The organism is Paenibacillus sp. Marseille-Q7038 (assembly GCF_965111595.1).
The window spans coordinates 1,026,363-1,052,735 of the sequence record NZ_CBCOOM010000001.1; the positions used below are offsets into that span (position 1 = coordinate 1,026,363).

The window sequence follows — 26,373 nt, forward strand, 5'->3', positions numbered from 1 at the left end:
AATATCTATCCATATGTTTGAAAGGGAGAAGAAGATGAAGATCCGTTCTGCTACGAAATCAGACGCTGTTCAGATTGCTGAGGTTCATGTGAACAGTTGGAGAACCACTTATAAGGGAGTCGTTCCAGAATCATATTTAGATAATTTATCTATTACGAAACGCACTTTAATATGGGAAAAGCAGCTAGATGAGGCAAACACAAACAGCGAGGTTTTTGTTGCTGAGAACGAGTCAGGGCAGATTGTAGGTTTTGTAAGTGGTGGACTTAATCGGCTGAACAGCATGTCTTTTGATAGTGAGATCTATGCTATCTATTTGCTCAAAGAATATCAAAGACAGGGAATTGGAGAACAACTTATGTCTTCAATCACAAGTTTCCTAACAGATAAAGGTTATAAATCCACCTATTTGTGGGCTCTAGAGAACAATCGCTATCGGTCTTTCTATGAAAAACTTGGAGGAGTACCTGCAGGCCGTGAAGAAATAGAGATCGGCAGTGTAAAACTCGGAGAAATTGCTTATGGATGGGATAATCTCGATCGTTTAACAACACAGAAATGAAAATAAAGTAAACGTGAAATAGTTGTTTCAACAATGTAAATATATGGGTAATCCTGATGTACCGGAACATCACGTATTCTTGCAGTCACTTGAGAAATACCAAATGAAAAAAGGAGGCTGTCACGTATGTCCAACTCCATAGACCGTTTTATAATCAGGAAATTAAATAGCTGTGAAGAAGAACATACCAAAGAGCATCTTCTAGAGCTGTTTATGATTCGAATTGAGATGGCAGAGCAAATGGAGGAGCTGATGAGTCGGCGTAAATCAGTATTTGCATACGAATATGTATGGTAATAAAATGGTACTGCCTGAGGACTTCTAATCGAAGAGGTCCTCTTTTCTTTGAGCAATTCTTCAATTCTACACACAGAAAAGCACCACCCCTTAATAAAGGGATAGTGCCAATGTGTCATTCTCACTAATGCTGTGCAAAATAGCCTCACTACCCACAATCTCGATACTAATCAGCGTATTTAAACATTTCTGTAATGCACGTTTTCCGTGGTTAATCTTTGTTTCTAAAGCACTGCTAAGAAGTTTTAATGTCTTTTGAACAGGTTGTTTGTTTTCTGTGTTAAAGTAAACTGGGATTTTTTTGTCTTGAAAAAAGATTAATGTTCTCATTGAAATCACCTCAACTAGATTACTAGAGTTATTTCATATTGCTAATACTATATTCCGTTGCTTAAAATTACCTTAAAATAACCTTATGTAAACATAAAGAACACCAATGTTTGCAAAGTGTTCACAATTTGGTTGTGAGCAACTAATGACTTCGGTTGTACTAACATTAAAAATGATGTCGATAAATATTCTTTTTAAGAGTAAAAAATGAAAATAAGTAAGTCAATAGTAATAGATTCTTCTGTTGAAACTAGGTATTTAGCTTTAAAAATGAAATCATAACATTGCAATTAAGTATCTTCTGTAAGAAAATATGATAGATTATAGGATGAGCTTAGTCGTTAATACAGGTGAGATATGATTTAGGACGATGGACATAGTCAAAAAGGGTGTGAATGGAATGATTCTCACAGTGGTACAAGGCAGACAGGGGACAGAGTGGCTTGACTTAGAAGTTCCGGATGAAAGCACCATTCAATATGTGAAATCAGTGCTTGCGGTTCGGATTTTTAATGAGCCTCCACAAGATCATGTTCAATATATAGTAGAAGCTAAATTTCCAGGTTCCCATTGGTTTGTGTTGCCGGATACGAAGTTGCTGTCTGAAACGGGGCTTCGAGAAGGAAGTTATGTTCGATTACAAAAAACGTTCTCTACAACAGATAAAGAAGCACCGGTTATAGGCAAACGTCTTTTATTTCAAACAGGTTCTCATACATAGCCAGAGGAGGGACTTTCATGAATATTTTGTACCAGCGTTCCCCCCGTATGAAAGAAGTGCTCAAAAAAGAAACCGTGGAGATTTTACGTCCTCCGGTTGAACCGAATAAACCGACTTTTTCTCTCATTTCTATTATTATACCGATCGTAATGACCGCCGTTACGGTTAGTTTGTATTTCTATTTAAGTAAGTCAGGGAAACTCAGTAACAGCAGTTTTATGACAATTCAGATGGTTATGATGTCGATGATGCTGATGACCTATACGATTCCATTTTTCGTATATTTAGGTAATAAGAAGGACTATAAGCGAAAGATTGAAGAGCGAGATCAGATGTATAGGTCTGAGCTTCAGAAACACCGGGATGAGCTTACACGGGAAGCCGAGCGTCAGGTACAGGTAATGCATGAGATTCATGGTGACCCTGAAGTTTGCTGTCAAATCGTTAAGAATAAGCACAGTTCCCTATGGGAACGGTCTCCTGAGGATAATGATTTCTTACAAGTACGTGCAGGGACCGGAGAGGTTCCGTTTCGTATTTCTGTAGTACCGCCTAGACAAGATGGATATGAGAAAGAACCGTTGATTGAGGCAGCACATGAACTGGCAGAAGATTTCCGTATGGTAAAAGACGCATCCATTGTTCTTCCTATCTATGAATCAAAAGTGGTAGGAATCGTCGGCGAACGAGAAGATGTGTTGTCTATGCTTCGGGTCATTGTTACGCAGCTGACCACGAGGCACTCTCCTGATGAAATGAAGCTTGCCGCTTTTTATGAAGACAAAGAGGCAGATGAATGGGAATGGATGCGATGGTTCCCTCATTTTTGGGATGATGAACGTGATCAAAGGTATATGGCTGACAGGCACAGCGGCGTACATCAGTTAGCTGACCATCTATATACGTTACTTCACCGCCGTAAAATGACTCGAAAAGAAAGAGGAAAGAAAAGTCCAGATCTTCCTTGCTATGTGGTGTTGCTGTCAGAAAGAGACATCATAGAAGAGGAACCTTTACTTCCTCTTATTCTAGAAGATGCTGAGGCGGTCACTACATGTACTATCATTCTTGCCTCACGTAAAGAATACCTGCCAATGCATTGCCAGCTTGTGGTTGAAGCAGGGAAAAAAGAAGGCAGTTATTCTAAAAAAACAGAGCAGGCAGACGTCATTCATCAATCTTTTGTTCCTGATCGAATGACGAGAGAAGAAGCAGAGATTAGTGCAAGGCACTTAGCGCCGCTTCGATTGAAACGTTCATCCGCCTCTGATATTCCGCCGCTGCTTCCCCTGTTTGATATGCTGGATGTTTCGAGAGTCGAGCAGTTGAATGTGGAATCTAGATGGACTGATAATCGTCATCCAAATACGCTGCCTGTTCCTATGGGAGTGCGAGCAGGCGGGAAACGCGTATATATTAATTTGCATGATAAAATAGAGAGACAAGGCCATGGACCTCACGGACTGATCGCAGGAACAACTGGCTCAGGGAAGAGTGAAGTTATTCAATCGATCGTAGCTTCGCTCGCATCTGAGTTTCATCCGCATGATTTGGCATTTATGCTGATCGACTATAAAGGCGGAGGAATGTCTAACACATTCAATGACTTGCCACATGTGCTAGGTACCATTACGAATCTTGATCAATCGTTAATTGAAAGAGCTAAAATTTCACTGCGAGCAGAACTTGTTCGGAGACAAAAGCTTCTTAATGATGCAGGGAATTTACAACATATTGATGAGTATTATAAATGGCTTGGTTCGCACGAGGCAGAGCCCCTGCCGCATCTAGTCATTATTATTGATGAATTTGCTCAGCTGAAGAGAGAACAGCCTGAATTTATGGATGAACTAATTAGTATTGCTGCGATTGGCAGAACTTTGGGCGTCCATCTAATCCTTGCTACTCAGAAACCAGCAGGTGTCGTCGATGATAAAATATGGAGTAACTCAAGATTCCGCATTTGTCTGCGAGTACAAAGTGAAGGCGATAGCCGGGATATGATAAAAATACCGAACGCAGCCTGGATTACAAAGCCCGGGCGCGGCTATTTTCAGGTCGGTAGTGATGAAGTATTTGAGGAGATGCAGTTTGCTTGGAGTGGAGCCCCGTATACATCGAGTGAGGAAGATAGTGCTTCGTCCCTTCCGCTGATGGAAGTGAGACTGAACGGCAAAAGGGAACCTTTGCTAACGGGAGAACGCGTAACGATGATGAAATCTGAAGGTTCTTCTAAACAGCTTCAGGTATTTATAGATTACATTGCAGAGATTGCTGAAAAGCAAGGAATCAAAAGGTTACTGGGGCCCTGGCTCCCTCCTTTGCCTGAATTGATCGAGCTTGATGAGATTACATCTCAAAAATCAATGACTTCGGATGAGACAGACGAAGGAATGTCCTGGGAACCGGTCGTAGGATTACTCGATGATCTGCCGAATCAAAAACAGGTACCGCTGCGAATCTCACTTCATTCTGGACATTATGCGATTTACGGTATGCCGGGTCTTGGAAAAACGACGTTTATTCAAACTCTCTTGATGTCACTTGCCGAGGCTAACGACAGTCCATGGCATGGATATGTCATCGACATGGGCCGCATGATGAGAGAGTTCAAAAATTTACCTCAGATCGGCGGTGTGATGACTGCAGAGGATGATGATCGGATTAAACGTTTATTCCGTTACTTGTCCAAAGTATTCATGCAAAGAAGAGAAATGATAGCAGATGCTGGTGTCAAAACGATCTCTGCTTTCCGCAGAGGGACGGGACAAAGAATTCCACAAGTTGTTGTTGTTATTGATGGATATTTATCTTTCCGTAATTCCTATCCCGATGAGAATGAACAGCTTGAGATTCTGCTAAGAGAAGGTGCAAGCCTGGGCATTACATTCGTAATTACGGCCAATCGGATCACAGACATTTTTGAAAAAGTAAGAAGCAATATTTCGAATGCCATTTCTTTTGAAATGGCAGATCCAAGTGATTATTATTATGCAGTTGGAAGACCTTCTCGGGTACCGAATGGTTATCCGCCAGGCAGAGCACTCGTTAAAGGGCAGACCCCGCCGTTAGAATTTCAAGTAGCTCTTCCTGTTACAGGAAGAGAGGAATCAGAGCGGGCAGAACAGCTGAAAATGCGTATTCAAAAAATCAATTATCAGTATTCGGGAACTGAAGTTCCACAAATCGAACCGTTGCCTGATGTAGTTACACTATCGGAGCTTCTTTCTGTAGAGGATAGACTGCAAGAGGAAGCGACTATTTATAAAGTCCCTGTGGGACTTATGACAGACGATCTTTCCCTGTTTCATATAAGCCTTAGAGAAGGACCACACTTTATGGTGGCAAGTCCTATGGAAGGCGGTAAATCCAGCTTTTTAATGACTTGGATGTTATCTCTTGCCTATCATCATTCGCCTGAACAGTTAAATATGTATACGATTGATACGAGGTATGGAGAGCACGGACTAGGTCAACTAAAAGATCTACCGCATGTTTATAAACACGCGGCCCGGGAAGAGGAACTTGCTCCACTTATTCAAGAAGTATATGAGAGAGTAATGAAACTATCTTCAGATACTTGTGGACCTGAGATTGTTTTGTTCATTGATGATGCAGATACTTTAGCAAAACAGATGAATGATTTCACAATGAAAGATCAGCTTGGTGTGATTGTAAGACAGGGAAGAGACCGAGGTGTACATGTAGTGTTGGCTGGTGTAGCCTCTGACTTTCCAACCTTTGGAGCTGATTGGGTGACGGATGTAAAAGCATCGCAGAGTGGATTATTATTTGGTACGCTTGACCCTAATGATTTATCCTCCTTCCGTATACCTTATTCAGAATCGAGTGCGGCATCGAATGGTCTAAAAGTCCTTCCGCCGGGCCAAGGGTACTATGTAAAACGAAGGTTTTCTAGGATTAAAGCTGCTCTGCCATGGAATAACACCAAAGAATGTGCTGAATGGATTAAAAAAATTCGTGACCGATGGCATGTTGTAGTTTGAAGGGAGGTGGCTCATAATGTTGACGGTTCATCATTCCAAACAGAAGGTAGTAACATTGGAACGAACAGAACTGTTTTTTCTGGCCGGAATCTTAGGATCTGACCGATTGCTTGGCATTGATGATCCTTTTCTTGGTTATTTAACAGAAGATATTGTTAAGGAATGGGATAAAGTTAAGGAAGCATTGTTGCAAAAAGGTTACTTGATTCAAGATGAAGGCTCCAGTGATATCACGATGACACCGACCGTGTTCTCAAGAGTTGCCATTGCAGGATTATCCTCGAGAGCATTCCGTTTTCAATATGAAGATAAAGGTAGTAGTTATGAAGGGTATCTGCACTGCACAAATGAGCGCGTAGTGGAAGTGACCCCGGTACATGAAGAGCAGGTAACCTACCAATTATCCGATCTTGGTAACGTAGAACAGGCATGTGAAGCTGTTGTCGATAAAATAAAATGGAGTCAAGAGAAAATCAGTGAAAATATTCCTGCACTAATGTTTTCAAAGAAAAAGTTTTATGAGAATATAAAGCAATACCAAGAATTGGACTCTTTGAGTCAAGCTCTTGCAGAAGATTGTCATGACAGGCAGGGAGCTCACGCACTTGCTAAAACAATTATAGAAAAGCAGACAGAAGGGGAACTTCAGCTGCTTGTCTGGAACGGACAGGAGTGGGAATCTCAATCTGCTGCGTTTATATCTGGTCCTTCCGTTAATTGGTTGTTACGCATGAGTACGATGGGTAAAGGGGATTGGCTCGTTGCTTCTCCGGCAACGAAAGAGCAGTTTAAGGAAATGCTTTTCGATTGGCTGAATCAGCCTCTAGATCAAGAAGAAAGGTGATGCATTATGCGCATTCGTGTGGAACCGAATGTGCTTCGAACGCTTAGCAGTCAATTGAAGCTCGCGGCGGAGCAAATTCAGCAAACTATTGTTGTTTTGGAGAGAGCTCTCAGTACTATCGAGGGAGATACAGCTGTTCATGAAGGTATCGTTTATGAATGGATGAGATCAAAGCAGCTGGCTTCATATATCGAAACAGAGCTTGAGAGATTTAGCTCCGAGTTGTCGCGGAAGGCAGAAGATTTTACTCGTGCAGACGAAGATTATCATACCGTTTTATCTTATATTGATTATTCTAACGTCTCACCAATGCGCATGCTGCAATCTCAACAGATTACTTCTTTAAGAAATAACGAGCTGACATCGTTTGCGGTATCTAATCCGAAATCAGCTTTAATGGCAATTCATCCATCGGGTAGTTCTGATGAAGGAAATGGGTTAGGAGTGCTCCTCCAAGCTTCTGAAACAAATCCAAGAGGTTGGATTTTCAAGGACCCAGTTATAGGAGGAAAGGCGGGTTAATAGAATCTAACAAACTTTTATTCGCTGCGATTCGCTTCCTATTTGCGTAAATATAGAATTATAGATGAGCTAACAAGCAAGAAAAACCTTTATCAACTCTTTGTTTACAGAAGTTTCATTCTTACTAATTGGGTTTATTTACATTTAGGACCAATGACTTTAGACAGGTCTAAAGTCATTTTGGTACAATTTTTTCAGGAATTAACTAAATTTTGAAGAATAAGAGGAGGAATATCATTCTATGTCAGGTCGTATTCTCATTTCCCCGGAGCAAGTGGATCAAGTAGCTAATCAATTTAAACAAAGCGGTGAGCAAAGTCAACAAATCGTTTCTAGTTTGACTCAATCCATTAATGGTATGGAAGGTCAATGGGAAGGGATGACAAAACAACGCTTCTTCACTGAGTTCCAGGAAGCAAGCAAGCAAATGCAAAGTTTTGTTCAAACCTTGAACAGCATCAGTACAGAACTTACGGCGATTGCTCAGAAATTCCGTTCAGTGGATCAATCTCGCTAATCTGTTGTCCCAAGATTATAATTATACTTACTAGAGTTAATTTCATAATACCTTTAGTTGCTTAATCAGGACTATATAGATCAAAAAGGTTCTATTTCTCTATATAGTCACAAGTTTATCGTTTCAATGAGTTATGAAATGGATTCACTACACATAAAAAATAGCTTTATCAACCTGGAAACCGGGAGTTAACATAACTTCCGGTTTTCTTGCATCGACAACGAAAAGAGAGGGATGTTCATGTCTTTTCAACCCAATCCGGGGGATCAGCTCCATATTAATGGGGTTACTTACCAGGTGGGACAACATCCGGCTGCCCCTGGCATTGCATATGCACAGACGGGAAGACAAGGTACCGTATATAAGTTGATTCCTGCCGACGGTAACGAATATGAATCTAAAGCGTTAAAAGTGTTTTTCCCTAAGTTCCGTGTCCCTGCCATGGTCTATCAATCTGAACAGATGGAAAAGTATAGCGAAGTGTCAGGCTTGCAGGTCTGCAATCGTGACGTGCTCACTCCTGAAAGAAACGGAAAATTAATTAGTGAGCATGGGGATCTACTATACTCAGTGCTTATGCCATGGATCGGCGGGATTACCTGGTTTGATATCATATGTGACAAAAAACGTTTGACTCCAAGTGAAAGTCTGACACTTGCAACCTCTTTTGCCGGGATCGGATCTGCTATGGAGCAAAGAGGGATTGCACACTGTGATCTATCAGCCCCCAATGTACTTATTCCGTTTTTTTCCGAAGATGAACAGCCTGAAGGCTCTGCAGCAGTTGAACTCGTTGATGTGGAACAGATTTATAGTCCGAAGATGGACAGACCCGATGCTTTATTAGCAGGTTCAGCTGGATATGCTGCCCACCGTATCGTTAACAGCGGTTTATGGAGCAGTTATGCAGATCGTTTTGCAGGAGCCGTGATTCTTGCAGAGATGCTTGGTTACTGTGATAAAGATATCGTGGACCTTACTTACGGTGAAAGTTATTTTGATCAGCGCGAACTTCAAACGGGCTGTGAGAGATACATGAAACTTATGCACTTTTTAGAAACAAGGTATGGTCGCAAAATTTCAGAATTGTTCAGCAGAGCATGGAATAGTCAGGATCTAAGCAGTTGTCCTACTTTTGGAGAATGGTTAATTGCCCTTTCCAATGTTGAACTTCTGCCGGAAGAAGATCGGCAAGAAGTTCAAGCGGACACAGTTGATGAAGGATTAGCAGCAGGTTCGGTTTCCACTAAACCTTGGGAAGTAGAATCTGACATTCATACGATAGATGAGCAAATCTTAAGTACTTCACCTAACCTTTCGGCGGAATCTAGTGTAGAGGATGATCCCCTTACTAACAAAAATTGGACTTCCGAAGAAATACAATATGCAGTTCAAAAAGCAAGAGAGTTAGAGAAACAGGGAAAGGTGATACCGGCTATAGATGCCTATCGTTCTGCCCTTTCCAAAACAGCATTGGGCAGTGCCTTATCCGTTGAGATTAGTGCGGCCATCCAGCAACTTGAAGCCAATCATCTCGAAAAGAATGAAGGAGATAACGTAAAAGCTCCTCCATTCTGGTTGCGCCATAAAAAATTAACTATTGCAGCAGCAGTAGTTTTAATTATCTCAGCGATCGCTATTCCTGGAGTGAACACCCTCGCGGAACGTGCAGAGACAAGACAAGCTCTTGCTCTGCAAGAAGCAGAGCAGTTAAAGAAACAAGAAGAAGTTCAGCAGGCTGCTGAAGCTGCCAAGCTTGCAGAAGAAAAGAAGAAACAAGAAGCAGCAGCACTTGCTCAACAGAAAGCAGAGGAAGAAGCTGCTAAAAAAGCAGCTAAAGAGAAAGCTGCATTACAAGCAAAGTATGATAAGCAAGCAAAATATGATGCTTATCTTGCTAAGGTAGAAGCCAAGAAAGAAGCTGCAAAAAAGGCGGAATTACAAGCAAAATACGATAAACAGGCAAAGTATGAAAAATATTTGGCAGATAAACAAGCGCTTAAACAGAAACAAGCGGAAGAACAAAAACAAAAGGAAGCCGCTTCGAAACTAGCAGCTCAAAAGGAAGCGGCTGCAAAATTAGCAGCTCAGAAGGCAGCAGCAGAGAAAAAGGCGGCTGAAAAAAAAGCAGCACAGAAAAAAGCAGAAAAAGCGGCAGCTTTGAAGAAAAAACGTGCCCAAAATGTAGTTCAGCTCATTGCTTCTTATAATTTGGCTTACAATGCTCAGCAAGGTAAAAAAATCGAAAACGCAAGAACGTATGCCAGAGATTTTATGGAACGCTATGAGAAAGATGCCAGTTACTATAACGGTGTCGGGAAAATATCTCAACGGGTAAAACATATCAAGAAATTTATTAGTAATCGAAGTTATCGTTTACCCAATATCTGATCTGTCCTCATTTTATTATTTTTAATTATTTTAGAGGTGAAGGAACAAGAATGAATTATACAATACAAGCCTCACAGCGTACGCCCGCACTGATCATTTATTTAATTGATATTAGTGCTTCGATGAATATGATGATGGATAATCGCAGACGGATGGACATTGTGTATGATGCTTTATCACTTGCCATCCGCCAAATGGTTTTTCGCTCCACGAAAGGGAATCGTCTAACTCCGAGATATCGAATTGCCATCCTGGCTTACAGTGATGATGTATATGATTTGCTTGGCGGCGTGAAAGGAATTGATGAGATTGCAGCCATTGGCTCACTCCCAGACCTGACACCAATGCGGTTTTCAGATTCGGCTAAGGCTTTTCTACAAGCGGAAAAGATTTTACAAAGCGAGCTGCCTCATATGCAAGATTGTCCTGCACCGCTTATCTGTCATATGACAGATGGAGTTGCGACGGGGGAAGACCCTGAGCCTATTGCCAAACGAATTATGGATATGAGTGTGCCGGATGGAAATGTTCTTATTGAAAATATATTTATTTCGGATCATCTTCTGGATGCGCCTATTACAGAGCCGAGAAGATGGGGTGGTATTTTAAAAGATACCGAATTAAAGGATGAACATGGGGAGAAGTTGCGCAACATGTCATCAGTTCTTCCTGAGAGTTATCGGGAAATGTTGATGGAAGCTGACTACTTATTATCCCCCGGTTCGTTAATGATGCTGCCTGGCTCATGCGCAGAATTGGTCTCGATTGGATTCCAAATGTCTGCAGCTACACCGGTAAGGTAAGGAGGAGAAGGGTTTGAAGTCTTTGCGAACGTCGGCACCAGATCGTGGAAAGCAGCTCTTCTCCGAGGAAACTTTTCATTATGTTAGTTCTCAACATACGAATGAGCCTTTATCCACGTATAAAGGACGCTGGCTCTGTCGATATGGATATGGTCTATCCTTTGAAACGGCATCTTATGGCGATAAAGGACAGGATTTTGCTGCAGTTCATATTCAGGGTGATGTATGCACCTTTGTACTCTGCGATGGAGTATCCATGAGTTATCATGGGGATTTTGCTGCAAGGTATCTTGGAGAAGCGTTATGCGCATGGATGAACGAAACCAAAGACTGGTCTTCTTCATTGTTATATCAATTTCTGATGAGCCTTACCATTCCCGCTTCGCGTGAGCTTAGCAACTATGCAGGTAGTCAGAATGCGAATATTCCAATGATGCTCCAGGAAGTGCTTGAAACGAAGAAAAAACTAGGAAGTCAGTCCATGTATATCTGCGGGAAAATAAAGCTGGGCTCTGGTAAAAAAGGAAGTCGTCTGCAGCTTGCTTGGCAGGGTGACTCTAGAATTCGGCTTTTTCGCAGCGGAAAAGAAACGGATCACCTCTTTGACAAAACAAGAAGGACATCAGAGCGGTGGTCAACAGCAGAAGGTCCCATTGGAGGAAGTCCTCATGTGTATGAACAAACGTTTCCGGTTGGAGAAGATGTTGTACTTCGTTTATACACAGATGGAATGGGAGAACTTGACCCGATCGGAATCCATTTACCCGATGAAGAAATCCAAGTGTTAATGGATGCGCCGCATACAGGTGGACTCGAAGATGATGCTGCTTTTATTGAATTGAATTGGAAATCATAAATATTTGTTAAAAATTCACTCCTTTGGGTAGGCTGTCTAAGAGAATTTCTATATATCTCTAGATAAGAGACCTCAAAGGAGTGATTTTATATGTCATCATCTTCGGGAAATGGATTGCGTTTTTCAGGGAAAACAGCGATTGTTACGGGGGCAGGCTCTGGGATCGGCAAAGCAGCAGCGTTAAAGCTGGCAAAGGAAGGGGCTAATATTGCTTTATTTGATCTAATCGATGAACGTACGGAAGAAACGAAAAAGTCGATTGAAAAGTTGAATTTAGGTCAAGTGGTCTCTTATGATGTAGATATATCCGATCCGAATCGTGTGGAGAGATCCGTGAATGAGACGATCGATACGTTTGGTGGAATTGATATTGTGTTTGCGAATGCCGGGATTAATGGTGTGGTCGCTCCCATTGAAGACATTGATATCGAGGATTGGCATAACACCATTAATACAAACTTAGGAGGCACATTTTTTACGGTAAAGTTCGTATTGCCTCATATGAAAAAAAGGAATGGCGGAAGTATTATCATTACTAGCTCCATTAATGGGAATTCCACGTTTTCGAATATAGGAATGTCAGCGTATAGTACCTCAAAGGCAGGTCAAGTCGCTTTTGCCAAAATGGCAGCCCTTGAACTCGCCAAATTCAAAATTCGGGTGAATGTGATTTGCCCAGGTGCCATTTCGACGCATATTGATCAGAGTACGGATACATCAGATGAGCTAAGTGAAATTTCCATCAAGATGGAATTTCCCGACGGAAGACAGCCTTTGTCTCATGGACCGGGAACACCCGATCAAGTTGCGGAACTGGTAGCTTTCTTAGCTTCCGATGCTGCTGAGCATATAACAGGGTCACAAATTGTGATTGATGGAGCGGAGTCTCTTCTAAGCTGATGCAAATGTATAGCATAGAACTTCGATATGCTTATTTTCATAGATCGTAACCGTTTCCCTTGCGGGAGGCGGTTTTTTTCGCTATTTTATATACATTACACCAGCATGAATCTCAAATTCGTGCAAAACGGGAAGATTGAATATTTATACCCAATCATGGAGACATGGAGAAAAGAGAATTGAAATGCTAAAAACAACATGGAATCAAGATTACGACCTTCCAATTTATCAAGTCATCCCTGAAATAAAAAGTAAACTTAAGCAAAAAACCTCGGCTGTTCTTGTTGCGGAACCCGGGGCAGGGAAAACAACCGTCGTTCCTCTAGCTTTATTAGAAGAAGAATGGATGAATAACAAAAAGATGATCATGCTTGAACCTCGAAGACTGGCTGCTAGGAATGCTGCAATGAGAATGGCAAAAAGTATAGGTGAACCTGTGGGGAAAACAGTAGGCTATCGAGTTCGAATGGACAGCAAGGTAAGCAGTGAAACTCGAATAGAAGTGGTTACCGAAGGAATCTTAACGCGAATGCTGCAGCATGATCAGGCGCTGGAGGACGTAGGGCTCCTCATTTTCGATGAATTTCATGAGCGGAATCTTCATGGTGACTTGGCTCTGGCCCTCGCATTAGAGTGTCAATCTGTACTCAGGGAAGACTTACGAATCTTGGTCATGTCCGCGACGCTTGAAGCTGAACCTGTCACTTCTCTGCTCGGTGATGCTGCGCTAATTACTTGTATGGGAAGAACTTATCCAGTAGAAACGAAGTATGTGCCAAAACTTCATAATATAGATATGGAGGCGCATATGGCACAGGTTATTCCCCTGGCATTACGTCAGCAAGAAGGGCATGTGCTGGCTTTTTTACCTGGTGCTAAAGAAATCCATCGCGTAATGAGAAAACTAGAAGAACAGAATTTAGGTCCGAACATTAAAGTATATCCGCTTTATGGTGCTTTATCGCAGCAAGAACAGGACCGTGCAATCTTAACTCCAGGCACAGTAGAGCGTAAAGTAATTCTTGCTACAACCATCGCGGAATCAAGTTTAACTATTGAAGGAATTGGAGCGGTAGTAGATAGTGGCTTAAGAAGAGATTCTGTCTTTTCTTCTCGTTCCGGAATGAGCCGATTAGTGACGATTCCAATCTCCAAAGCTTCCGCGGATCAGCGAAAGGGCCGGGCAGGAAGAACAGCGGAGGGGATATGTTACCGCTTATGGAGTGCATCAGAACAGGATGCAAAACCAGAGAAGAACCGACCCGAGATACTCACTGCGGATCTTGCTCCTGTAGCGCTTGAACTTGCGATGTGGGGCGTGCAGGACCCTGGCGATTTACGCTGGCTTGATCTGCCGCCTGCGGGTGCTTATGAGGCAGCAACTGCGCTACTGCAGCAGCTGGGCTGCCTCGATGACCGCGGCCAAGCAACGAGCCGCGGCAAACAAATAGCGGGGATGGGGACACATCCCCGCCTTGGACACATGCTGCTGCAAGCTGCGAAGCTCGGACTGGCTAGAGATGCCAGTCTGCTGGGCGCGCTATTGCAGCAAGGATCATCCCGCCTGCCGGGGGCGGGATGGGATCTTCGTCCGCAGCTTGAACATCTGCGGACACTCTCTGCTGCCGGCTTTGCTTCGGCAGCCTCCCAAGATGAGGCTTCGCTGCGCAGCCTCATACAAGAGAGCCGCCAGCTGTACAGAGAGGTAGAGTCACGCCAAATAGAAGGCGAGTCTCTACCCCCTGATGATAGCTGCGGCTTACTGCTTGCTTTTGCCTATCCGGATCGGATTGGGCAAAGAAGAGAAGATGGCCGCTATTTCCTTGCAAGCGGCCGGGGTGTGCGGACCTCTTCTGCGATGAGCGGCCTCACTTCTCCTTATATCGTGGTTGCAGAAGCGGATGACCAAGGGGTGGATGGACTTATTCGAACATGCGCTCCGCTCGGGCTTGCGGATATCTACTCTTATTTAAAAGAACTCATTACGACCCAAGAAAAAGTGTACTGGGATAAAAGCACACGTAGTGTGCGATCCTTGAAATGGCAGAAACGTGGAGAGATTATCCTGAAAGAAATGGCTTATCCGAGTCCGCCTGAAGAAGATATTTTGCTAGCATTACTTGCAGGAATAAGAGAAGAAGGGTTGTCCGTCTTTTCTATGAATAAAAGTACTCGTCAGTTAGTGGAGCGGATGCAATTTCTTCATAGAGTAAATCCTGCTTGGCCAGATCTTTCGGATTCCGCTCTTCTTGAATACCTGCTTAAGCATATCCCACCTTACTTGACAGGGGTGCGTTCAGCAGCTGGATTACAGCAGATATCCATTACATCGGTACTCTTAGACAGCTTATCCTGGGAAGAACGACAGACACTTGAGAAGGAAGCTCCTACCCATTACACCGTACCCAGCGGCTCTAAGATTCCTATAAGATATGATGGACAAGGGGCTCCATATATCGCTGTCAGGCTGCAGGAAATGTTTGGACTTACAGAAAGTCCGCGACTGGGAGAAGGGCGTGTCCCCTTAACGCTTCATTTACTATCTCCTGCGCAAAGACCTGTACAAGTTACATCGGATCTGAACAGTTTTTGGCGAGAAGGTTATTTCGAGGTGAAGAAGGATCTGAAAGGGCGGTATCCCAAACATTACTGGCCGGAAGATCCGCTACAGGCGGTAGCGACAAACCGTGTTAAACCGAAAGGGAAATAGCTTGGATCACCCCACAAGAAAGATTTTATATTTGGCGTTCATGGTTTCGACCTTGTAAAGAAGGGTAATTAACAAGCACAGATTACTTTTCGAAGAGGAGGAAATAATAATGAATAACAAAACTAAAAAAGTCGTAGGGGTATTTCAAACCGAACAAGAAGCTTCACGGGCAATTGAACAGTTACAAGACCGAGGATATCGCAATAGTGAAATTTCGGTGATTACACGTAGTAAAGACGATATGAGAGCAATTGAATCGGAGACGGGTACGAAAGCTCCGGAAGGTGTGGCAGCGGGTGCAGCTACGGGCGGTGTGCTTGGTGGTCTAGCTGGGTTATTCGCAGGAATTGGCGCTCTAGCGATTCCAGGAATCGGGCCGATTTTGGCAGCAGGGCCGATAGCAGCTACTTTAACAGGTGCAGCTGTGGGAGCTGGTGCAGGTGGTTTAGTCGGCGGATTAGTGGGTCTTGGTATTCCGGAAGATGAAGCTGAGGAATATGAAAGAAATGTAGATGAAGGTAACATCCTCGTACTCGTAGATCAAAAAAGTACAGATCGTGAAATCCACGGAATTTTTCGAGATAATCGGTCGCTGAATGCAGATCGTTACCGTGACTATGAACAGGAAGATCATCTTCCAGGTCCTAATCGCGTTGCACGAAGCCAGGCGGAAGAGGAAGCAATCAAAACCAATTTGGATCGTAACATGCGATAACAATGAATGAATTTCATAAAAAGCAGTAGATAGTAACCTCCCAAGCCTTCTGGCTTAGGAGGTTTTTATCTGTTATACCGTGAATGCTAGATTTCGTGTATTATTAATTCGTGACAAAGAAATCAAATAATAAATGTATTGAATTTATGGAGGTTATGTGTCAAGTAAACCAAGAATAACAGCGATCGAAACGTTACGAGGAATATCTTTCCTCGCCGTAGTTCTCCAGCACTCTATTGCTCATTATGCATATGTACCTGATGTTACCTATACAGATGGGGTTATGATGTCTATACTTCTTATGTTATCAAAATTTGCAGTACCTGCTTTTCTTTTTATTACTGGCATGGTGCTCTTCTATAACTATGAAGACCAATTTACAAGTGGTGCTTTTATAAAACGAAGAATTACCGATATCTTTCTTCCCTACATGATATGGTCCCTGATTTATATTTTTTTCTATGCGTGGAAGACAGCAGGACTGGCTGGATTTAGTTCACTGGAACTGGGGGAAATTCTAATGCAGCTGCTAACTGGAAAAAGCAGTTCTCACCTGTGGTATATCATTATGATTATGCGGCTATATTTACTGTTCCCTATCATCCGTTCAGGTGTATTGCTACTAAAAAATAAATATAGAGAAACGGTCTTACTTACCTTTTTGCTGATGATGGGTGTTATTTATTTGATTCTCATGTTCTATCGTGGAAAGATTGGAGTCTTGGCAGAAATCGCTGATATTCCATTCATCACTCCGTGGCTCACGGTATATGCGGATCGAAATGTCTTTTATTTTTTCTTATACTTTTTGCTCGGCGCTGCTGCGGGATTATATCCGAATTGGTGGCAGTCCATGGTAATGAGATCGAGAGTGCTAATAGTTCCTCTCTTTATGTTGTTTACGGGCTACTATGTATACGAACTTTCTCGTCAATTTCTTACCCCAGATGGACTGCATATACAATTTAACCGAGTCGCTTTACTGAAACCTGATATGGCGTTATATCTTGTTATATCCATATTTTTAGTTTATTTAATAGCAATGAGACTGCCTGAAGGGAAAGTATCCCGCATATTTGCTTCTATAGGAAATTTGTCATTTGGTGCTTACCTTATGCATGCGCTGATGCTAATAGGTACATATAAGATAGAAGCCGTCTTATACCCAAACTGGAACGTATCATGGAAAATGTTATTTACCTGGTTGATCGCTTCTTTATTATCCCTTGGTGCAACACGGCTAATAGCTTATCTGAAGATAGGAAAGTGGGCTGTGGGCATTCATATTCCAATAAGTAAAAATAACAGATGATGAAAAATTCATAATAGTAAAGAAAAGATCCTGAGTGCTCACATATATACGAGTACCCAGGATTTTTTAGTATATTGACGCAACGATATCTAGGTGATGAGAAGCAAATTCTCGAAAGGTCGATGGATTTTTGTTATCAATCTGTCCAGTAGCATGAATTTCTCCCCATCTGAGAATCAGGCTGTATAAGAAATGGATAGAGAGACGGGATGAGATGTCGTAAGGAGTGCTAGGAAGATCTGCGTTCTGAAGATAAGAAGACAGAAAGAAACGAGCTTTTTTTTGTTGTCCCTTCCATAGCAGCTGATTGGTGAATTTAACGACGTCTGCGAGTGGATCACCAAAATAAGCGGTCGTAAAATCAATAATACCACTTACTTCCCATTCACCTTCATTTTGCTGAATCAAGATATTTTCTGATTTGTAATCTCCCATAACAAACGAATACGTGTCTATATCATAAAAGGAGGACGCTGCTACACTTATTTTTTCACGAACCCAATTAATATCTGCGTCTTCAATAGGAGAATATTTTCGGGCGTCTTCGAGCCAATATAAGATCTGTTGTTCAAAAAAGGGGTAGAAACCCTGCTCGAAGGAGCGGATATCTTCCGTTTCAGGATCATATTCACCAGCGATCATTGTCTTCCATGTGTGAAGTTCATGAAGCGCAGCAGCAAGCTTAGACAGGATCAATTTATGTTTTGCTTCAGATAGAGTAAGTTTATCCAGATCATGATAATGAACTCCGGGCAGAAGAGGCATGATTACATACGAATAGCCAAAAAGGTCCTCCGCTGAGTCTATAACATAAGGCGTAGGAACGGGTGCTTTTGTGTGTTGTTTAAGCTGCTGAATCATAAACTGTTCTTCTTCCCATTGTCCTGGGTAAAGAGGATTCCCTTTAAATACATAATCTCCTGTTGATGTATGAATAAATAGAGTTTGCTTCATGACTCCGTGTTCTGTCGGCTTATAGGAGTGTAAAGTACCGAGGTCCCAGCGAGATAACATTTTTTGTATAGTGTTTTGCTGCATGTTCGTAATTCGCGGAGCAGAAAAATAAATGCGGGTCGTCAGAATAACCACTCCTTTTCCTTGATTTCCTTATTTTACAATAAACGATACAGAAAAAGAGGAATTAGAGAATAATTTATATGGATCTGTTGAACGTGAACTTACACTATTAAGTGTTTTCAATATATGAAAAATTCATAATAGAAATTCAAAAGATTTATCTAGCTACTTTTCATATAAAACTTCATATGATTCCGGCGTATTCACTATGTTATATTTCCTGTCACAAAATGGTTATATGGAAAAATAGAAGGATGTCAAGACATAAAAAGAGGTTTATAATGGAACAAAGATGGTTATTTGATTGTTATGAGAGGAGGACATCAGTTGGCTTTTATGATATCCCAGCGTGCATTTATTAAACTCTATTTAATTACCATGGTCGAGCAGCACAGAGGTTACGGCTATGAAATGCTGGAAGCCATGAAGGATGAATTCAAAGGGTTTGGTTATGTTCCCCCTCAGAGTGAAGTTTATCGAGCCTTACATGAATTGGTTCAGGAAGGCGTGTTCTATCGAACCAAGCGATTAAAGGGAAGCGACCCTCGCGTTGATTTCCAAGAGATCGTATTGTATCACTTTACGGATGGTGGAGAAGAAAAAGCATCTTTATATAAAAAGCAGGTAAAGGTCGATTTGGACAGGTGCCTTGGTATGCTGAATAAAGCAGAGCGAGATAACTTTTAGTATCTGCGTAAAGCGGTTCATCTGTAACAGAAAGGGAGAATAGCGATGAGTGAGCAGATCAGATGGGGAATTTTAAGTACTGCGAAGATTGGTATAAATGCAGTGATACCTGCTTTACAGCAATCGGAACGTGGTCAGGTCGTAGCTATTGCCAGCCGGGACGAGAGCCGGGCAGCAGCAATTGCGGCAGAATTAAATATTCCAAAAGCATATGGAAGCTATGATGCACTGCTTGCAGATGGAGAGATTGATGCTGTGTATATTCCTATGCCGAATCATCTGCATATGGAGTGGACGATTCGGGCAGCGGAAGCGGGTAAACACGTATTATGTGAGAAGCCAGCAGCACTGAACGAAGAACAGGTTACTCAAATGATCGATGCGTGTAAGGCAGCAAATGTTGTTTTTGCAGAAGCTTTCATGTATCGATATCATCCTAAACACCAACGCGTGAAAGAGATCATCGAGAGCGGGGAAATTGGCGAGGTTCGCGCCATTCATGCCAATTTCACCTACAATAATTGTGATGATAAAGAAAATGTCCGTTTTAAAAACGACATGGGCGGAGGTTCTCTTTACGATGTCGGCGTCTATCCTATTTCAGCAGCGCGTATGTTTCTTGAGGGTGAACCAGAGGCAGTTACTGTACACGCTTTATTCTCACCAGAACATGATGATGTTGATATGATGGCATCGGGACTTGTTGAATTCCCTAACAAAGTAGCACTGACGTTTGATTGCGGAATGTGGGCTTGTGCGAGAGCGGAATTCGAAATACTCGGGACGAAAGGAAGAATTGAACTTCCCAAAGTATTCGGTTGGGAGAACAGCGATATTCCTCCGCAGATTATTATTCATACCGATCATGTCACTCGGGAAGAACGAGTTTCTGTGTCTAATTCCTTTGTACTTCAAGCAGAGGCATTTGCAGATGCGGTTCTTGACGGCAAACCGCTCCCTTTCGGACCGGAAGATGCGGTTTACAATATAAGGGTCATTGAAGCCTGCCTAGAGTCTGCTCGTAAAAGGGAACGAGTAACCTTGCCAGCAATGGTTCCTGTATTTTAACATTCTTCTTTTTTACTATTGTTCCATAATATGATAGATATATTATAGAAAACGCCTCCGATAGGATGTATATCCATAAGAGGCGTTTTTGGTAGTTTTGACCCGTGCATCCGTACACTCTATAATAGTCATCAATCCTTATTAAAGGTGGGATCTTTCATGGATGTAAAAGTATTGTCTACTACGGAAGAGATTAAGATATATTCCGATCCTTATCGTTTGAGGATTCTACATGTATTTCGTCGGTTTGGTAAGCCGGCTACGGTGAAGGAAATTGCCGATGAACTCGGAGAACTTCCTGCCAAAGTACATTATCATGTTAAAAAATTAGAGAAGATTGGTCTTTTAACCTTGGTAAATACAAAAGAAATTAACGGGATTATTGCAAAGTATTACGCCGTTTTTTCGGGAGAAATAGAGATCGGACAGAAACATATAGAGAATGCGGAGATACAAGAAGTAGTTAAGGGAGAAAATGTTCAGCACCTAAATGACTTATTTGACCGTCATAAAATCAAATATGTAGAGCGGACATCCGAGGACGCTTCCTCCGTACAATTGTTTAATCGTACGCTCTATATGACAGAGTCAGAAGCAAAAGTCTTACAGCAAGAAATATTGCAATTATGCGAACCTTATTTCAGTAAGAGGAAAGAAAAAGAGAAAGAGAAAGCGGGCTATGATCTATTTGCTAGTTTTGTCCGTAAACATGATTAAAAACATAGAGAAGAACCTTTCCAAAGATGGAAAGGTTCTTCTCACATGGTGATCAAGGATTACATATCATCATAATTTGTAACATCTCTTTTTGTTGAAGTAGCCGGTGAGTCGGAGTTACCGAAGTCTTCTACCGTTTCCCAGGCACTCGCATTATCGAATTTGCCGGCATTTCGCTGACTAATTTCTCCTGCACCGCGTGGAGGTGGAGTCATAACTTGTTCCTCTACAGGCCGCTTCTCGTTAAGATCTCCTTCCTGTACTTTGGCGGCATCCTCTACACAGAGTGTTGTGTAGGGTAGCGCTTCAAGTCTTTCAAAGGGGATAGGATTACCACATATTTCACATTTGCCGTAAGTGCCAGCTTCTATTTGATCAAGTGCATGATTAATTTGGTCCAGTTCATTGTTTTGGTGCTCATCTACAGCCAGATCACGTGCGCGTTCAAAAGTTTCTGTACCTATGTCCGCAGGATGATTATCAACGGAAGATAATTCTCCTGTGGATTCCCTAAGGGAGGTAGGCTCATCGTCGGTGCTCTCTCGGTTGATATCAAAATGATGTTGAATGGATTCCTTCTCTGCAAGAAGTCGTTCTTGTAATGTTTTTAATTCTGTTTTTGTTAATGTTGCTGTCATAATTAACGTCTCCCTTCGAGATTTCGATTGTGTCATCTAATTACCCTGTTTTGCTGGATTACAACCAGGTCTATGAATGTTACTCTGTTGTTCTATGATATTTGGATAAGAAGTAAATTTATGGTGCATAAAACCAGGTTTTATACGGAATCGTTTTCTTAATCGCGCAAATTATGATATAAAATAGAAGGAACCCTTGTCTGAAGTCGGAAGGGTTTCCTTAGGAAAGATGTAATGGGGGTCGTTATGATGGATGAACATATGAAGCGTCGTTTAGATAAGCAAAAACAATTATTTAAACAGCTCGGCATTCAACTGGATGCTCTATCAATCCATGAAAAGCAATTTAATTATAAACTCAGAGGTTATGATCCAGATGAGGTTGATGAATTTTTGGACCTTGTTATTAAGGATTATGAGCGTTTCTATGCCCATATTTCGGATTTGATGGATAAATGGCAAGAGCAGCAGTATACGATTCGAAGTATGAAGAGTGCTCCAAAACCGGAAGCAGATCCTAATCTCATTGATCGCAGACAGCTTGAAGAAGTGGTGAAACAGCTCGAATACAGCATTCGTCAATTAAAAGGAAAATTGCCTCGACCGGAAACAAAAGATCCATATCTCGACTAAGTAAGTCGACTACTTAAGTCATAGTAACCATTCATTTTTAATGAAGGAGACACAAATATGATCAAAATAACTGTTCTATCCGATACACATATGCCTAGAATGTCCAAAGCACTGCCAGCTCCGCTGCTTCATGATATTCAAGATTCTGACCTTATCTTTCACGCTGGTGACTGGAGTGACATGTCCGTATATGAAGAACTCACATCTCTGGGCAAGGTACATGGGGTAACAGGGAATACGGACCTTATTATGTTAAGGGGTATTCTACCTGAGCAAACGATCGTAGAAGCAGGAGGAAAGCGTTTTGGGCTCGTACATGGACATCTTGGAAAAGGGAGTACCGAAGCGAATGCGCTAGCCGCATTTAGTGGTGAACAGTTGGATTGTATTATCTTTGGACATTCTCATATCCCTTTACTAAAACAGAATGGTAACTGTCTATTGTTTAATCCAGGTTCACCGACAGACAAACGAAGACAACAGCAATATTCACATGGCGTGATCACAATCGATAGCGACATTCATGCAGAACATGTATTTTATGATCATAAGTCTTAAAACGTATTTTTTTATAAATTCATTCAATAACGCAAATCCCTTTTCGTAGGACTAGGGGTTTGCGTTATTTTATTTGCATGAGAGTGTTCACCTTCCTTTATTCGTTATCTGAGGTTTTTCTGTTCCAAAAGTAGCGTATCTGTCTATTTAAAGTGATGCTACGATAGTACATGAATACGCTTTTATTTGAGAGGAGTGCTCAACATGAAGTTATCCGTATTTACCGTAGCAACTCCGGATATGACGCCAAAGGAATTGGTAAAGGCTGCATCTGTTGCCGGAATCGAAGGCGTTGAATGGAGATACAAAGGAATTCCTGAGCATGCAAAGGCGGAAACCCCTTCGTTTTGGGGAAGAAATCTCGCGTCGATTGATCCAGCGGGAACGAATGATGATATTTTGGATGTTCGAAACCTAACCACAGAGGCAGGACTTACCTCTATTGCGCTTGTACCTTATTTATCGGTAACAGATCTTGCTTCTACTGAGCAAGCATTTGAAGCGGCACGTGTTCTGGGAGCTTCTATGATGAGAGTAGGTGTTCCTTCTTATAACAGGACGGAAAACTATCATGAACTGTATAAACGGGCGGATGCTTACTTGTCCGAAGTTCAGGAAATGTCTCGAACCTATGGTGTAAAGGCCCTTGTCGAAACACATCATGGAACCATTGCCCCTAGTGCTTCGCTCGCTTATCGTCTAGTGTCCCGTTTTGATCCCGATCATGTGGGTGTTTTATATGATCCTGGCAACATGGTTCATGAAGGATTTGAGAATTACAGACTGGGTCTCGAAATGCTTGGTCCTTATCTAGCACATGTCCATGTCAAAAATGCGGTTTGGAAAGAGAAAGAAGGAACAAGTAGTGCTACTGGTTCTGTGGAGTCGGAGTATGAGTGTAACTGGTCACCATTGCTTGGTGGAATAGTAACCTGGAGTCAGGTGCTCCAAGACTTGGTATCTGTAGATTACAAAGGGTACTTAGGGATCGAAGATTTTAGTCAAAGTCTTTCTTCAGAGGAAATGCTGAAAAATTTCAGTCATCATATGAGAGCGCTTCTTGACGAGATACGGGCGGAGGTATAGCTATGGAATTCGTAAAGGTTGGCGTTATTGGGATTGGTAATATGGGCTCTTCACATGCGATGACGCTGGTGAAAGGGCAGATAGAAGGAGCAGTACTAAGCGCTGTATGTGATGCCAGAGATTCAGCTAGGGTATGGGCGGAACAAACACTGCCAGACGGTATCAAATTCTACAATGAACCTTCCGAGATGTTGCAATCGGGTATGATCGATGCTGTCATCGTAGCAACACCACATTATCATCATGCCGAGCAGGCGATCGCAGCATTTGAAAGCAAGCTTCATGTACTTATTGAGAAACCAGCCGGTGTTTATACCAAGCAAGTGCGTGAGATGAATGAAGCAGCAGCAAAAAGCGGAAACGTATTTTCCATCATGTATAATCAGCGTACGAATCCGCTCTATATCAAACTGAAAGAATTGATCTCATCTGGTGAACTGGGAGAGATTAGACGAACAAACTGGATTATTACGAACTGGTACCGCTCGCAGTGTTATTACAATTCAGGAGGCTGGCGTGCTACCTGGGCTGGTGAAGGCGGCGGGGTGCTGATTAACCAAGATCCTCATCAATTGGATCTATGGCAGTGGGCGACCGGTATGATGCCGAAGCGAGTTCGTGCATTTTGTTCCTTTGGTAAATACCGTGATATTGAAGTGGAAGATGACGTTACGGCTTATGTAGAGTACGAAAACGGGGCTACCGGTGTATTTGTTACGACCACTGGAGAAGCTCCGGGTACGAATCGTTTTGAGATTACAGGCGATCGCGGGAAGGTAGTAATCGAAGATGGAGAAATGACATTCTGGCAGCTGAGTGAACCGGAGAGTGAATTTAACAATCGAAACACGGATGCTTTTGGCAAACCTGAATATATACAAAAGAAAATTCCTACTCCGGGGATCGAGATAGGACATCCTGGAATTATTCAAAATTTTATCGATGCTATTTTAAAACAGAAACCGCTGATCGCTCCAGGAGAAGAAGGGATTAACGGACTTACCTTATCGAATGCAATGTATTTGTCGACTTGGACTGATGATTGGGTGGAACTTCCTATCGATGAAGAGTTATTTTATGAGCAGCTACAGGATCGAATCCGTAATTCAGAGGTTAGCAAGTCAGAAGGATATGAACAAACACAACCGGTTGATCTGAAAGGTACCTTCTAACTTGATGAAGCTGTTTTATAAAAACAATTTTAATTTGCTAATTCATTCACGAGTAATATCTAAAGTAGAATAGGAGGATTCTCATGAGTGCAAGGGACGGAATGTTATACTCCCCACAGAGTGCAGCGCAGAAAGCGGTATGTGGTCCTGGAGAATTTATATTTGCCGCAGCAGCTTTGGATCATGGACATATTTACGGGATGTGCTCCAGTTTAATTACAGCGGGGGCAGAACTTAAATGGGTGTACGACAAAGACCCTGAGAAAATAAAATCATTTATTGAGCGGTATCCTGGAGTCAAAGTTGCTAGATCGCTGGAGGAAATATGGCAAGATTCCGAAGTGAAGATGGTGGCAGCAGCGGCCATTCCTTCAGAACGGAGCGATCTCGGGCTTGCTGTAATGGATGCAGGAAAAGATTATTTCACCGACAAAACACCGTTTACCACACTGGATCAGCTGTCAGCAGCTCGTAGAAAGACAAAAGAAACAGGCAGAAAATATATGGTCTATTATAGTGAACGTCTTCATGTAGAGAGTGCCGTATATGCAGGGCAGCTTATTGACCAGGGAGCAATTGGACGCGTTATTCAGGTCATGGGAACAGGACCTCACAGGCTCAATGCAGCTAGTCGTCCAGATTGGTTTTTTCGTAAATCGCAATATGGAGGCATTCTTTGTGATATCGGCAGCCATCAGGTGGAGCAGTTCCTTAGTTTTACTTCCAATCAGGATGCAAAAGTGATGTACAGCAGGGCTGTTAATTTACATCATCCTGCCTATCCGGAGCTGGAGGACTTTGGAGAAACTTCTCTCGTTGGGAATAACGGAGCTTCCGGTTATTTTCGAGTGGACTGGTTCACGCCAGATGGTTTGTCTACTTGGGGAGATGGAAGAACTACCATTCTCGGTACAGATGGATATATTGAACTTAGAAAGTATACGGATATTGCGAGGGAACAAGAAGGCGATCAAGTATATCTTGTGAATCACGAGGGGGAATACCGTTTCGGAGTAAAAGGCAGGGTTGGATATCCTTTCTTTGGTCAACTGATACTTGATTGCTTAGAGCGGACGGAGAACGCGATGACACAAGATCATGCTTTTAAAGCAGCTGAATTATGTTTAATTGCTCAGCAGCAAGCAGAGCAGCTTACCATGGCTAAATAATGGTGAGGATTGCATGATAATGACTATAACAGCGGCAGACCGCATCATGTTACAATGGAGCCTAAGAACAGGGTAACGATT

At 42.2% G+C, this 26,373-nt stretch carries 25 protein-coding genes; 22 read left to right on the forward strand and 3 right to left on the reverse strand.

Annotated elements, in window-relative coordinates; all coding sequences use genetic code 11:
- Positions 1–34: 34 nt before the first annotated feature.
- Together ACWPWY_RS05025 and ACWPWY_RS05030 are read left to right on the forward strand one after the other, a co-directional pair.
- Positions 35–562, forward strand: coding sequence for an N-acetyltransferase family protein (locus tag ACWPWY_RS05025; protein WP_454190661.1), 528 nt, complete (start codon positions 35–37; stop codon positions 560–562).
- Positions 563–688: 126 nt separating this feature from the next.
- Positions 689–859 carry a hypothetical protein gene (locus ACWPWY_RS05030; RefSeq protein WP_454190662.1) on the forward strand — a complete coding sequence of 57 codons (171 nt, stop codon included), beginning with the start codon at positions 689–691 and terminating at the stop codon, positions 857–859.
- 90 nt (positions 860–949) lie between these two features.
- Here the strand turns inward: ACWPWY_RS05030 and ACWPWY_RS05035 are convergent, their stop codons facing one another.
- Positions 950–1,189, reverse strand: a complete 240-nt coding sequence (locus ACWPWY_RS05035) for a hypothetical protein (protein ID WP_454190663.1) — start codon at positions 1,187–1,189, stop codon at positions 950–952.
- A gap of 370 nt (positions 1,190–1,559) precedes the next feature.
- Here ACWPWY_RS05035 and ACWPWY_RS05040 point away from each other — a divergent pair, with 370 nt between their 5' ends.
- The 12 genes from ACWPWY_RS05040 to ACWPWY_RS05095 all read left to right on the forward strand — a co-directional run bounded on the left by ACWPWY_RS05040 (position 1,560) and on the right by ACWPWY_RS05095 (position 17,487).
- Positions 1,560–1,910 carry a hypothetical protein gene (locus ACWPWY_RS05040; RefSeq protein WP_374705804.1) on the forward strand — a complete coding sequence of 117 codons (351 nt, stop codon included), beginning with the start codon at positions 1,560–1,562 and terminating at the stop codon, positions 1,908–1,910.
- Positions 1,911–1,927: 17 nt separating this feature from the next.
- A complete protein-coding gene (essC, locus tag ACWPWY_RS05045) occupies positions 1,928–5,917 on the forward strand; it encodes a type VII secretion protein EssC (RefSeq protein WP_454190664.1) in 3,990 nt (1,329 codons plus the stop codon).
- A 16-nt stretch (positions 5,918–5,933) separates the two neighbouring features.
- A complete protein-coding gene (locus ACWPWY_RS05050; RefSeq protein WP_454190665.1) occupies positions 5,934–6,761 on the forward strand; it encodes a hypothetical protein in 828 nt (275 codons plus the stop codon).
- 6 nt (positions 6,762–6,767) lie between these two features.
- Positions 6,768–7,283, forward strand: a complete 516-nt coding sequence (locus ACWPWY_RS05055; RefSeq protein ID WP_454190666.1) for a WXG100 family type VII secretion target — start codon at positions 6,768–6,770, stop codon at positions 7,281–7,283.
- A gap of 241 nt (positions 7,284–7,524) precedes the next feature.
- The gene (locus ACWPWY_RS05060) at positions 7,525–7,800 is read left to right on the forward strand and encodes a WXG100 family type VII secretion target (RefSeq protein ID WP_191798528.1); all 276 of its coding nucleotides are present in this window, start codon (positions 7,525–7,527) and stop codon (positions 7,798–7,800) included.
- 240 nt (positions 7,801–8,040) lie between these two features.
- Positions 8,041–10,191 carry a hypothetical protein gene (locus ACWPWY_RS05065; RefSeq protein ID WP_454190667.1) on the forward strand — a complete coding sequence of 717 codons (2,151 nt, stop codon included), beginning with the start codon at positions 8,041–8,043 and terminating at the stop codon, positions 10,189–10,191.
- Positions 10,192–10,241: 50 nt separating this feature from the next.
- Positions 10,242–10,994, forward strand: a complete 753-nt coding sequence (locus ACWPWY_RS05070) for a hypothetical protein (protein ID WP_454190668.1) — start codon at positions 10,242–10,244, stop codon at positions 10,992–10,994.
- A 13-nt stretch (positions 10,995–11,007) separates the two neighbouring features.
- On the forward strand, positions 11,008–11,850 hold the full coding sequence (locus ACWPWY_RS05075) for a hypothetical protein (RefSeq protein WP_454190669.1): 843 nt from the start codon (positions 11,008–11,010) through the stop codon (positions 11,848–11,850).
- Positions 11,851–11,940: 90 nt separating this feature from the next.
- Positions 11,941–12,750, forward strand: a complete 810-nt coding sequence (locus ACWPWY_RS05080; protein WP_454190670.1) for an SDR family oxidoreductase — start codon at positions 11,941–11,943, stop codon at positions 12,748–12,750.
- Between the two features lie 184 nt (positions 12,751–12,934).
- A complete protein-coding gene (gene hrpB, locus ACWPWY_RS05085; protein ID WP_454190671.1) occupies positions 12,935–15,460 on the forward strand; it encodes an ATP-dependent helicase HrpB in 2,526 nt (841 codons plus the stop codon).
- 109 nt (positions 15,461–15,569) lie between these two features.
- On the forward strand, positions 15,570–16,175 hold the full coding sequence (locus ACWPWY_RS05090; RefSeq protein ID WP_454190672.1) for a general stress protein: 606 nt from the start codon (positions 15,570–15,572) through the stop codon (positions 16,173–16,175).
- 157 nt (positions 16,176–16,332) lie between these two features.
- Positions 16,333–17,487, forward strand: a complete 1,155-nt coding sequence (locus ACWPWY_RS05095) for an acyltransferase (RefSeq protein ID WP_454190673.1) — start codon at positions 16,333–16,335, stop codon at positions 17,485–17,487.
- 66 nt (positions 17,488–17,553) lie between these two features.
- Here the strand turns inward: ACWPWY_RS05095 and ACWPWY_RS05100 are convergent, their stop codons facing one another.
- Positions 17,554–18,525 carry a phosphotransferase family protein gene (locus ACWPWY_RS05100; RefSeq protein WP_454192801.1) on the reverse strand — a complete coding sequence of 324 codons (972 nt, stop codon included), beginning with the start codon at positions 18,523–18,525 and terminating at the stop codon, positions 17,554–17,556.
- Positions 18,526–18,891: 366 nt separating this feature from the next.
- Between ACWPWY_RS05100 and ACWPWY_RS05105 the strand changes: the two genes are divergently transcribed.
- The 3 genes from ACWPWY_RS05105 to ACWPWY_RS05115 all read left to right on the forward strand — a co-directional run bounded on the left by ACWPWY_RS05105 (position 18,892) and on the right by ACWPWY_RS05115 (position 21,036).
- Positions 18,892–19,251, forward strand: coding sequence for a helix-turn-helix transcriptional regulator (locus tag ACWPWY_RS05105; RefSeq protein ID WP_191798537.1), 360 nt, complete (start codon positions 18,892–18,894; stop codon positions 19,249–19,251).
- Positions 19,252–19,296: 45 nt separating this feature from the next.
- A complete protein-coding gene (locus ACWPWY_RS05110; protein WP_454190674.1) occupies positions 19,297–20,319 on the forward strand; it encodes a Gfo/Idh/MocA family protein in 1,023 nt (340 codons plus the stop codon).
- Between the two features lie 159 nt (positions 20,320–20,478).
- Positions 20,479–21,036 (forward strand): ArsR/SmtB family transcription factor, encoded by a 558-nt coding sequence (locus ACWPWY_RS05115; RefSeq protein ID WP_454190675.1) that lies wholly within the window; start codon positions 20,479–20,481, stop codon positions 21,034–21,036.
- Between the two features lie 59 nt (positions 21,037–21,095).
- Here the strand turns inward: ACWPWY_RS05115 and ACWPWY_RS05120 are convergent, their stop codons facing one another.
- Positions 21,096–21,674 carry a TraR/DksA C4-type zinc finger protein gene (locus ACWPWY_RS05120; protein ID WP_454190676.1) on the reverse strand — a complete coding sequence of 193 codons (579 nt, stop codon included), beginning with the start codon at positions 21,672–21,674 and terminating at the stop codon, positions 21,096–21,098.
- 249 nt (positions 21,675–21,923) lie between these two features.
- Here ACWPWY_RS05120 and ACWPWY_RS05125 point away from each other — a divergent pair, with 249 nt between their 5' ends.
- The 5 genes from ACWPWY_RS05125 (at position 21,924) to ACWPWY_RS05145 (ending at position 26,292) form a co-directional block, all read left to right on the forward strand.
- Entirely contained in the window at positions 21,924–22,307 is a 384-nt protein-coding gene (locus tag ACWPWY_RS05125) for a DivIVA domain-containing protein (RefSeq protein ID WP_454192802.1), read from the forward strand.
- 60 nt (positions 22,308–22,367) lie between these two features.
- Positions 22,368–22,865 carry a metallophosphoesterase family protein gene (locus tag ACWPWY_RS05130; protein ID WP_454192803.1) on the forward strand — a complete coding sequence of 166 codons (498 nt, stop codon included), beginning with the start codon at positions 22,368–22,370 and terminating at the stop codon, positions 22,863–22,865.
- A gap of 204 nt (positions 22,866–23,069) precedes the next feature.
- The gene (locus tag ACWPWY_RS05135) at positions 23,070–23,951 is read left to right on the forward strand and encodes a sugar phosphate isomerase/epimerase family protein (RefSeq protein WP_454190677.1); all 882 of its coding nucleotides are present in this window, start codon (positions 23,070–23,072) and stop codon (positions 23,949–23,951) included.
- 2 nt (positions 23,952–23,953) lie between these two features.
- Complete coding sequence (locus ACWPWY_RS05140) at positions 23,954–25,123, forward strand: Gfo/Idh/MocA family protein (RefSeq protein ID WP_454190678.1); 1,170 nt, start codon at positions 23,954–23,956, stop codon at positions 25,121–25,123.
- Between the two features lie 83 nt (positions 25,124–25,206).
- Complete coding sequence (locus ACWPWY_RS05145; protein ID WP_454190679.1) at positions 25,207–26,292, forward strand: Gfo/Idh/MocA family protein; 1,086 nt, start codon at positions 25,207–25,209, stop codon at positions 26,290–26,292.
- Positions 26,293–26,373 lie beyond the last annotated feature (81 nt).